We start from the raw sequence: 3,400 nt of genomic DNA, 5'->3' as shown, positions 1-3,400 counted from the left end.
CAGGCGGGCGCGCCCGGCCCGTGCGGTACTCGGCGCGATCCGCATGGCGATAGGCGGCGTACAGCGCGGACGCGGCGATCCAGCGCAGCGGTTCGGGCTCCCAGTCCCGCGCAGTGCGCCCCACCCAGGGCAGTCGGGTCAGCTCGCTCGGCTCGCCGAGGATCAGATCCCGCAGCGTGCGCCCCGCCAGGTTCGCGGAGGTCACGCCGTGGCCGACATACCCGCCGGCATCCGCGAGCCCCGTCGCCGGATCGTGGTTCACGCCCGCGCACCAGTCGCGGGGGACGCCGAGCACGCCCGACCAGCTGTGCGCAAGACGCGCATCGGCCAGCCCCGGGAAGAGCTGGACGAGGCGGGATCCGAGCTGCGTGACGGCGGCATCCGCGGTGCGCCCCTGCCGGTCGAATCCCGATGCGAAATCGTAGGGCACTCCGCGACCGCCGAGAGCGATGCGGCCATCCGCGGTGCGCTGGATGTAGGCGAAGTTGTGCGCCGCGTCGCCCAGGAGCTCGGCGCCCCGCCAGCCGACCGAAGCGAGTTGCTCGTCGGTGAGCCGTTCGGTGACGACCATGCTGCTGTTCATCGGCAGGAACCGGCGCCGGTGGCCCTCGAGCGAGCCGGTGTAGCCCTCGAGCGCACGCACCACGGTCGGCGCGCTGACGACGCCGCGGTCGGTGATCGCCGCACGCGGCTGGATCCGTCTGACCGTCGTGCCCTCGTAGATCGTGACGCCGAGCCGCTCGACCGCGCGGGCGAGGCCGAAGGTGAATCGCGCGGGGTCGATCCGCGCGCAGTGCGGGCTCCAATAGCCGCCCATCGAGCCGGCGACGTGCACGCGCTCATCGAACTCGGACGGCGTGAGGAGCCGGAAGTCCTCCCCTTCGATCCACCCGCGGTCCGGCAGCTCCGCGACCTGCGCGTGCAGCCGGGCGAGCTGGGCCGGGCTCGTCGCGACGTGCATCAGCCCATCGCGGACCACCTCGTCGCCGAAGCCCTCGGCCCGGGCGACCTCGCAGGCCTCCACCACCGAGGCGATCATCTCGCGCTCCAGCGCACGGGCGGCGGCGATACCCCGGGACTTCGCGAAGCGGCGGAACTGGCCCGGGATCTTCGCGCTCAGCCATCCGCCGTTGCGTCCCGAGGCACCGAAGCCGGCGAACTCCTTCTCGAGCACCGCGATATCGAGCTCCGGCGCCGCGCGCTTCAGGTAGTACGCCGTCCAGAGCCCGGTCATCCCGGCGCCGACGATCGCGACATCGGCCTCGATCGATCCGGGCAGCGCGGCACGCAGGACGGGGCGGCCCTCCCGATGCACCCAGAACGACACCTCCCCGTCGACCGCAGTCGGCGCCGCACGATCGCTCCGGCGCTCACCTGCCTGCGTCCTGCGCGGACGATCTGCGGGAAGGAACCGGCTCACGCCACCGACGATACGCCGAATGCGGACGGATATCCACGCCGAGGATCGGCATTGCCCAGCGGCTCGCGATCGGCGCCCCGGATCCCGTGCAGCGAGTACCCTGGGCGAGTGCCCCGCCCGGAACTCAGCCCAGAGCAGCTCGCCGTCTTCGAACGGATCGAGCACACCCGCGAGCACGTCTTCGTCACCGGGCGGGCCGGCACCGGCAAGAGCACGATCCTGGGGCACCTCTCCTTCAACACCTCGAAGATCATCGCGGTGTGCGCCCCGACGGGTGTCGCCGCGCTCAACGTCGGCGGGCAGACGATCCATTCGCTGCTGCGGCTGCCCACCGGCATCATCGCCGATCACGACCTCGACCAGCCCGCCGAGCTCAAGAAGCTGCTCGCCGCGATCGACACGCTCGTGATCGACGAGATCTCGATGGTGTCGGCCGACCTCATGGACGCCATCGACCGCTCCCTGCGCCTGGCCAGGGGCAAGCGCCACGACCCGTTCGGCGGCGCCCAGATCATCATGTTCGGCGATCCCTACCAGCTTCCACCGGTTCCCCCGCGGGATCCGCACGAGCGCGCCTACTTCCACGACACCTACCGCTCGCTCTGGTTCTTCGACGCGAAGGTGTGGCTCGACACCCCGATGACGACGATCGAGCTGACCGAGGTGCACCGGCAGCGCGACGACCGCTTCAAGCAGATCCTCGGCGCGGTGCGCCACGGTGAGGTGACGGAGGATCAGGCCGAGGATCTCAACGCCGCCGGTGCGCGGCCCGCGCCGGACGACGTCATCACCCTCGCGACGACGAACGCGACCGTCGCGCGCATCAACGCCGAGCGGCTCGCACGGATCACCGGCCGACCGCTGCGCGCGGTCGCGGAGATCAACGGCGAGTTCCGCGAGAATCTCTATCCGGCCGACGAGGTGCTCGAGCTGAAGCCCGGCGCGCAGGTGATGTTCCTGCGGAACGACTCCGACGGCCGCTGGGTCAACGGCACGATCGGCACCGTCTCGCGCGTCGAGGGAACCGTCTGGGTGGAGGTCGGCGACGAGGAGTTCGAGGTCGAGCCGACCGTCTGGGAGCGCTACCGCTACCGCTACGACGCCGAGACCAAGAAGCTCGAGAAGGAGGTCGTGGCCGAGTTCGAGCAGTTCCCGCTGCGCCTCGCCTGGGCCGTGACCGTGCACAAGTCGCAGGGGCACACCTACGACGCCGCCGTGGTGGATCTGGGTCCGCGCGCCTTCAGCGCCGGCCAGACCTACGTCGCCCTGAGCCGGGTCCGCTCGCTCGAAGGCCTCTACCTGAAGCGCCCGCTCCGCCCGGCCGATGTGATCATCGATCCGAACGTGGTCCGCTTCATGCGCGAGTCCCTCGCCGACGGGTGAGCGAGCGGGCCGGCGCGCGTCGGTGCAGGCCGGCGCACGTCAGCACGAGTAGCCCAACGCCGGTAGGCCCGATCCCACCCCGCCTCCACCCTGCGAAAGGCGGAAGAAGGTGGGAATTCTCCCGCAGAAGAACCTTTTTCCGCCTCTCGCCAAGGGTTCACCGAGGCATGCACAGCCCGGCGAGTCAGCCGAGCTCGAACCAGCGCGCCGCCACCCGCTCGGCGACGAGCACCTCGGCGAGCTGCGCCACGCGCGGATCCTCGTCCCCGGGGAACCGTACCGCGGCGGCGGCTCCCGGCAGTTCGCCCGCGACCGACACCCACGTCGATCCGCGCTGCGTCATCCAGTCGATCGCCTGGGCGTCCCATGCCGAGCCGGCGTAGACGAGCGCCCGGTAGTCCTGGGTCTTCGTCAGGTACACGTCGACGTGCGACCAGTCGCCGGTCTCGGAGGCGAACGCCGGGCGGCGCGGCACCTCGCGCATCATCAGCGCCGACTGGCGGGACGACGAGAAGCGCTCGACGGGGGCGAGCACCCAGGCGCCCATCGGCGCGGTGAGGGCCTCGGTCACCGGGGCGAGCCAGTCGCCCGCGGTCT

Annotated in this window: 3 protein-coding genes; 1 reads left to right on the top strand and 2 read right to left on the bottom strand. The window is 71.3% G+C overall.

Features of this window, described 5'->3' with window-relative positions; translation table 11 throughout:
• Window positions 1-1,420 (bottom strand): NAD(P)/FAD-dependent oxidoreductase (locus ACFPZL_RS11370; protein ID WP_382335477.1); only part of this gene is annotated, 1,420 nt, incomplete at its 3' end.
• A gap of 108 nt (window positions 1,421-1,528) precedes the next feature.
• Here ACFPZL_RS11370 and ACFPZL_RS11365 point away from each other — a divergent pair.
• Window positions 1,529-2,803 (top strand): ATP-dependent DNA helicase, encoded by a 1,275-nt coding sequence (locus tag ACFPZL_RS11365; RefSeq protein WP_218114577.1) that lies wholly within the window; start codon window positions 1,529-1,531, stop codon window positions 2,801-2,803.
• Between the two features lie 184 nt (window positions 2,804-2,987).
• On the opposite strand, the gene ACFPZL_RS11360 is transcribed toward ACFPZL_RS11365, so the two are convergent.
• Window positions 2,988-3,400 (bottom strand): hypothetical protein (locus ACFPZL_RS11360; protein WP_382335475.1); only part of this gene is annotated, 413 nt, incomplete at its 5' end.

It is taken from the genome of Leucobacter soli (genome assembly GCF_042659205.1).
GTDB classification, from domain to species: domain Bacteria; phylum Actinomycetota; class Actinomycetes; order Actinomycetales; family Microbacteriaceae; genus Leucobacter; species Leucobacter soli.
Note: the sequence above shows the minus strand (reverse complement) of the source record. Positions and strands in the feature narration are given on the sequence as shown.